This window comes from Viridibacillus soli (genome assembly GCF_016612995.1).
GTDB lineage: Bacteria > Bacillota > Bacilli > Bacillales_A > Planococcaceae > Viridibacillus > Viridibacillus soli.
Window position 1 is genome coordinate 1 of record NZ_JAEOAH010000002.1, and the last position, 6,609, is coordinate 6,609.

General features: G+C 32.6%; 8 protein-coding genes and 2 pseudogenes. 2 read left to right on the forward strand and 8 right to left on the reverse strand.

Annotated features, from left to right (window positions below):
* A partial coding sequence (locus JFL43_RS01885; protein ID WP_200747695.1) for a tyrosine-type recombinase/integrase occupies nucleotides 1-201 on the forward strand: 201 nt, incomplete at its 5' end.
* 204 nt (nucleotides 202-405) lie between these two features.
* Here the strand turns inward: JFL43_RS01885 and JFL43_RS01890 are convergent.
* The 8 genes and pseudogenes from JFL43_RS01890 to JFL43_RS23305 form a co-directional block, all read right to left on the reverse strand.
* A complete protein-coding gene (locus JFL43_RS01890) occupies nucleotides 406-1,314 on the reverse strand; it encodes a PhzF family isomerase (protein WP_200747696.1) in 909 nt (302 codons plus the stop codon).
* A 534-nt stretch (nucleotides 1,315-1,848) separates the two neighbouring features.
* A complete protein-coding gene (locus JFL43_RS01895) occupies nucleotides 1,849-2,394 on the reverse strand; it encodes a GNAT family N-acetyltransferase (RefSeq protein WP_200747697.1) in 546 nt (181 codons plus the stop codon).
* 642 nt (nucleotides 2,395-3,036) lie between these two features.
* Nucleotides 3,037-3,483, reverse strand: coding sequence for a zf-HC2 domain-containing protein (locus JFL43_RS01900; protein ID WP_200747698.1), 447 nt, complete (start codon nucleotides 3,481-3,483; stop codon nucleotides 3,037-3,039).
* Nucleotides 3,470-3,844: an RNA polymerase sigma factor gene (locus tag JFL43_RS01905; RefSeq protein ID WP_234447556.1), complete on the reverse strand. Its 375-nt coding sequence runs from the start codon at nucleotides 3,842-3,844 to the stop codon at nucleotides 3,470-3,472. The genes JFL43_RS01900 and JFL43_RS01905 overlap by 14 nt, the downstream gene beginning before the upstream one ends.
* A gap of 496 nt (nucleotides 3,845-4,340) precedes the next feature.
* Nucleotides 4,341-4,853 (reverse strand): hypothetical protein, encoded by a 513-nt coding sequence (locus JFL43_RS01910; protein WP_200747699.1) that lies wholly within the window; start codon nucleotides 4,851-4,853, stop codon nucleotides 4,341-4,343.
* Nucleotides 4,854-5,004: 151 nt separating this feature from the next.
* Entirely contained in the window at nucleotides 5,005-5,574 is a 570-nt protein-coding gene (locus JFL43_RS01915) for a VanZ family protein (RefSeq protein ID WP_200747700.1), read from the reverse strand.
* Between the two features lie 91 nt (nucleotides 5,575-5,665).
* Entirely contained in the window at nucleotides 5,666-6,061 is a 396-nt protein-coding gene (locus tag JFL43_RS01920; RefSeq protein ID WP_200747701.1) for an NUDIX hydrolase, read from the reverse strand.
* 129 nt (nucleotides 6,062-6,190) lie between these two features.
* Nucleotides 6,191-6,277: pseudogene (locus JFL43_RS23305) on the reverse strand (GNAT family N-acetyltransferase); the annotation flags it as partial.
* 148 nt (nucleotides 6,278-6,425) lie between these two features.
* On the opposite strand from JFL43_RS23305, the pseudogene JFL43_RS22275 reads away from it, so the two are divergent.
* A pseudogene (locus JFL43_RS22275) lies at nucleotides 6,426-6,609 on the forward strand (integrase); the annotation flags it as partial.

Sequence of the window (6,609 nt, forward strand, 5' to 3'; positions counted from 1 at the left end):
CGAATCTCAAATCGTGCAAGAATTAATAAAGAGATACATCCACATCAACTCAGACATAGTTACGCCACTCATTTATTAAACAATGGTGCACCTATTGAAGTTATTCAAAGTCTGATGGAACATGAGAAAAGCGAAACCACCCGGATTTATGCTCAATTAAGCGGGAGACATAGAAAAGAGTTTTATCAAAGGTACTTTTAATAAAGGGCAACGTATATATGACGCTGCCCTTTTTACTAATGCACCCCGTTAGTTTGAGTGTATTATTTCACAAATTCCCCCCATTAAAAATAATACAAAATTCACCGTCATAGAAATAACTTTATTATGATTTACAGTTTATATGACTGAAATTCGTATTAATAAAGACCTCCATTTACGATTCAAATTTTTACATGTGAATTGCTAATCAAGTAATAACTCGGACTTAAATACGATTACAGCATTTCCTGCAATTCTTACTTCCTCTGGTTCCTGATTACAAATTTTCACTTGAACATCAATAATACCCGCCCGTTTTATAGCTTCGCCCTGCACTGCTTTAAAACTAAATAAAGTATTATCATGTTTGACAAGTCTATGATGTATCAAGTAAGCGCCTAAAGGACCGTTCGCATTACCTGTAACAGGGTCTTCGTTAATACCAATTGCAGGAGCAAACATTCTTCCATGAATTAAAATATTAGAGTCGGGAGCATTCATCGTAAAAACATAGAAACCATTGCAATTAATTAATCCACTGACTTTTGTGAGTAAATCCATATTAGGGTTTAATTGGTTGAGAAGTTCCGAATTTTTAATTCCAATCATCACCTTAGAATGCCCGGTAGAAACGATTTGTACTGGACAATCTTCTAGTAAATCATTTTCACTAATATTGAAAGCTGTAAATATGTTTTCTAAAGCTACACCTTCAATCACAGTTTCAAAACTTATACTACCCTGCGTCATAATAATTTTGTAATCATTATCTTCATTAATCACATCGACTGGTAAAATGCCGGCACCAGTTTTATGATAAACTTTAACTGTATTTAAACTATTTTCAACTGCACGAGCATAGTGGGCAGCGATCGTCGCATGTCCACAGATAGGAACCTCATGAGTAGGCGTAAAAAAACGAATATGTACATCAGATTTGCTATTGTCTGATTTAAAGATAAATGCCGTTTCCGAATTGTTAAGCTCTCTAGCAATCCTCTGCATCTCACCCGAAGATAAACCATCTGCATTTGTTATTACACCAGCCGGATTACCTGATAATTTTTCTTTCGTAAATGAATCAATTTGATATAATCGGTACTTTCTTGCCATGTCATTTTCCACCTTTTATATATTGAATTTCTGGTCCTTTATACTATATTTTATTAAAGTTCCCCCGTTGCTTCTATAAGGAGCTTGGTGGGGTTCATATAAAAATGTAGCAACAATTACATCGAAATGTACCCTTTTGTTAGATAAACAAATATCAAAATAGGAATAAAACTGAAGACCATAATTAAATTGCTTAAAACTATGAATCTGTTGTTTGATAAATAACCTAAAAACAATCCACTTGGGTTAAGAACTAATGTTAAATACCAAATAAGGAATCCAAGAAAAAATCCCATATAGCAAAAGGATAACAGATAGTCCAAAGTATATCTTTGTTTTTGAGGTAACTCGACTAAATCATTCCAACACCTTTCACATTGATAAACACCCAAATTTTAACATAAATTTGAAATAAAGTTATTACACTAAACTGCCCCGTTAGTTCAATAAAGAAAAAAGAGCTGCATATGCAACTCAATGATCTTCAAGTAAAGCCCCCGTTAGTTGAAGAAGGGTGTTTAACATTTGAATAGCTTATTTCCATTCAATTGCCAAAAGCCCATAAATAACGTGGTCTACATAATGGTCATATAACCACTCTGCTTGTCTTATTTCCCCTTCCTTTTTGAAACCGAACCTTTCAGGAAGCGCTCTACTTTTTTTATTTTCAACTGCGATTCTAACTTCAATTCGATTTAGTTTAAGGTCATTAAATCCGTAATCAATTACTGCTTTGAATGCCTTAGACATTATACCTTTTCCTTGAAATTTTTCACCCAACCAATATCCCACAACACCTATTTTGTTAGCCTTATTTATTTCATTAAATCCGATTGTACCAGCAATTTCCCCATTATATATAATTGCAAATGATTGTGGATATCCCCCATTTTCAACAAGCTCATTACATCTTGATTGAATATTTTGCGCAGTATCTTCTACACTCTTTGTATAATCGAGCCAACCAAGCCACTCTTTTAAATAAGACTTTGAATTAATCGTTAAATCATAGAACTCTTCTGAATCATCTTTATTAAATAATCTCAAAGAAACTTCATCATCAACCTTATGTACTAACATAATCCACACACCTCTTTCGATTTTTCTATAGTTATAAAACATCTATATCTTAACATTAACAATAATCAGATTTTTATTCCAGTAATTTCTTATTCAACTAACCTGCCCCGTTAGTACAATAAGGGGTCTAGTCAGATTTATGCTGATTTACAACGATAGGACTTGAATTTTTATACACGATTTTATTCATCAAAGACGATGGTGCAACATTACTTCAAATGCTTCAAAACCTTTGCTATGACTGACTTTTAACAAAAGTGCATAAACAATGTTCATAAGAAAATCCACGAACGTTGATTCACAACATTTGTGGCTTTTAAGTTTGTTTCCAAACTTTGATTTGGAAACGTTTTTTGTATAACGAATTAATAAAATTTCACTTATGATACGGTTATCCGTAATATGCTTAAATGCGGTTTAATTTACTTCATATTTACCTCTCCCAAATCAACGTCATTTGTTGTAAAAGTTCTTCCCATGTTTGCTCTTTTTCTTTGGTTACTTTATCAAGTTCAAAGTCCCCATAGTAAACTGCATCAACCGTTTCACTATCTACTAACTCTAATCGTTCAGGTCCAATTTTTTTTTCCTCTCGTAAAAAGTTACTAGTAGGCGAATGGGCGATTGTTTTATCATAATAAATTAAGCTAATTTTTTTACTTCCCCATCTATTTCAACTTCTAAAGAGTGTGTCGTATGCGATCCTGCATGACTTTCTCCAAAATAATTTAAAACAAGCGTTCCATCTGCCGTTTCTTCAAGTTCAAATAAATCTGCTGTATAAGGAATTGGCTCTGCGTAATAAAATATGAATGAAAATAGTGCAAACCCTATTAATGTGGTCGTTAAAACAGAACCAAAAATAAGAAGCCATTTTTTGCGATTCCATCGTTTTTTAAGCTGACTGAACAAAGTGGCTTTATTTTCAATTGGTACATAAAGCGTTCTTTTCATTTGCTCATATTCATTTCTACAATCCTCGCATGTAAGTAAATGCTCATTAACTAACGATTTCGTATCATCACTTACTACCTCATCTACATAAAGTGGCACAAAATCTTGAATGACTGTACATTTAGTATCCTTCATTTTGTTTCGCCTCCATATACGCTGTTATTTTCTTTTTTGCACGGTAATACGTTACTCTAGCCCAACCATCACTTTTTCCAAATAAATGGCCAATTGCCTCAAAAGAAAGCTCACCAAATGTTCGAAGGGAGAAAACTTCTTTATATGGCTCTTCCATTGCGTGTAAAAATCGATGAATCACCAACGCTTGTTCTTCGTTCATCAAATAGTTTACAAGTTGGACATCCTTTAACGCTGAATTCCCTTCCATGTTTATCACTCGTTTTTGCTTTTTATAATGCGTAAAGTATGTATTTTTAGCAATTGTAAAAAGCCACGCTCTCACATCTTTTTTGCCATCAAACTGATGAAATGATTTCAGCGCCTAAAAAAATGTTTCTTGTGTAATTTCTTCAGCTATATCCTTGTCAGCTACTAAAGACTTTGTATATAAGTAAACATCATGAAAATACGCTTGATAAATATCCTCAAAGTTCACTTCCTCCCCTCCTTCACTAAAATAACTAACGAAATAATAAAACGTTACAAGATCTAGAAAAAATAAATAGACATATATATTTTATCTGAATATGCCTAAGAATTAATTAAATATTTATGTGCTAGATAATGCGATTTTTTTCGAATATAGGTTATTAAAAGTTTTTTTCATCGTTCCGCCTTTTCACCTTCATTTGAAACAAATTTCACCACAAGAAACAGTTACTTATTGAATTAACCTGCCCCTTTAGTTGAATAAAAAAAGAGCTGCATATGCAACTCAATGATCTTCAAGTAAAGCCCCCGTTAGTTTAAGTACAATATTTCACATTTATTACAACCGAAAGTGGAAAATAAATAGAAATCTAGATAAATAAGTTTCACTTCATTGATTTATTATCAAGTTTATAAATATCAACTTTTCCATCAAATAACCAGAATTCTATAGATGTATCGCTTTTTTTATTTACATAGCCGATAATATCTGCTCCTTGTTCGGAACGAAAATAACAATTATCTCCATATACTTTTATTACATCTTCCTTTTTGTCACCAATTTTTATTCCTTTTATAGTCTCTAAACTGCTGTTAGTTATAATAAATCTCGTAATGTTTCCTGTTTCATTTACTGCTATTTCAATACCTTTCTTTAACTCAAAATAATCATAATTTGTTACATTCCTACTTCTTTCTGTCTTCTCCCAATACCTTTTTGTGATAGCTTCACTATAAAAATCATCATTTAAAAATAACCCTTCAATGTTTTCTTTACTTAAATCTGATGTTTTCGTAAATATATGATGATAAGAGCGAGAGAAAGTATGATTAAATAAAAATACCGATAATAGAAGAACAACTCCAAATATAATGAAAATAATAATATTTCGTCTCATATAAAATACCTTTTTTGAATTTTTCATAAGTTAAGTTTATCACAACCTTCTTTCACTAACCTGCCCCGTTAGTTCAATAAAGAAAAAAGAGCTGCATATGCAACTCAATGATCTTCAAGTAAAGCACTCCGTTAGTTCAATAAGATAGGTATTAAATATGACCATTTGACGCTTCCTTAGAAGAGGGAATACTTCGCAATTTAGAATGGAGAAGTTTCCAAGTTATAAACCCTAAAAATGTGCCAATAGTATTTAATATTACATCATCTACATCCACGGAACGCCCCATAGGAATAGAAAACTGCACCATTTCAATAAACAAAGAAAACAGAAATCCTGTTAGTATTACAAATAGTTTTAGATTCTTTTGAAAAGACGACTTTTTCAAAGTTAGAAAAAACCCAAAAGGAACAAATAGAAAAATATTAAGCCCTAAATTACGAATAGGTACGCTTATATCAACTGAATGAAACATTATATTGTACATTCCAATAAAAGGTACTAAGTTAACGATTCTCGGCATTCCAGGACCATATACTTTAGGATAAACAGTTACCAATAAAATTCCAACAACGCTAAGAACAAGCATCACGTTAACAATTACATTTTTGAAATCTAATTTTCTCTTTCTGCTAACAAAGTAAGTAATCAAAATAACCGCTAAAACGATTATTAAGAATAAAGGAACTAATACTCCAAATGCCCTCCATAATTGAACCACGAAAACACTCCACTCTAGAAATTACTGTATAAGTTAGCATATCGTAAAATGGACAAATATGGAAGTGTGTTTCTTTAACTATCCTGCCCCTTTAGTTGAATAAGGAATGTATCCTTTCTACAACTTCTTTAGGTCTAACATCTATTGATAACAGGTTTTCTATGTCTACCCACATCGGCTGATATGTACCTCTATTTCTATTTTCATCTGTGTATTCTTCACCTTGCCCAGTACCAAAAGAACCTTCAATAATTTCAGCTAAGAAAAAGTATTGTATACCGTTAAATTTAACTTTAGCAATGCACTCATTAACATTGACTTTTACACCTAATTCCTCAAAAGCTTCTCTTTTTGCCCCTGTTTCAGGATTTTCGCCTTCTTCAATTCCACCACCAGGAAAAACATAGTAAACAGAACCGTTCCTATTTCTTTTAATCAGGCCAACCTTGTTATTTTCTACAAGTACAACCGAACCTCTATTTCTCACATTATCCTCCCTTATTGCATGCACTTTATTAAATTTACCTGCTTCTTTAGTTCAATAAGAAAAAAGCGGTAATCTTTTTTAAGTAACTCCCTCGTTGTTGAAGAAGGAGTCTTGTGTTTTACGGTTACTTTAACTCATATGAATGTCTGTTCCATACTGAAGTAATTTTAGTTTCCTTGCCACATATTGGGATGCAAAGTTATCCCACGAAGTGCTTTATAGTGCAATTCATCCTTGTTTTCATCCCTCTGCTGCCCAAGCATTTGTAACATCTAATATGCCTCTATTTCGATAGAGTTGGCAATAATCCCTCTAATAATAACTTTTTAGGAGGTAGAAATAATGCTACTGTCAAAAGCATGAGAAGCATTTAAAACCATCTAGCCTTTCACATAGAATTCGCTTTATGAAGTCTTTGTTTCGGTGGTCTCATGAAGAAGGTTACCTACAGATGAATCCCGCCTCCAAAATTAAATAGCCTAAAGTGGGAAAACGAATACCAAAGTATGTATCTGAAAAGGAAATCGAACTTCTTCGTGAAGCTTGTC

Bases quoted from the DNA above. Each gene is read 5' to 3' on its own strand.
- JFL43_RS01910 (WP_200747699.1), bottom strand. From the start codon at position 4,853: ATGAGACGAAATATTATTATTTTCATTATATTTGGAGTTGTTCTTCTA.
- JFL43_RS01900 (WP_200747698.1), bottom strand. From the start codon at position 3,483: ATGAAGGATACTAAATGTACAGTCATTCAAGATTTTGTGCCACTTTAT.
- JFL43_RS01890 (WP_200747696.1), bottom strand. From the start codon at position 1,314: ATGGCAAGAAAGTACCGATTATATCAAATTGATTCATTTACGAAAGAA.
- JFL43_RS01895 (WP_200747697.1), bottom strand. From the start codon at position 2,394: ATGTTAGTACATAAGGTTGATGATGAAGTTTCTTTGAGATTATTTAAT.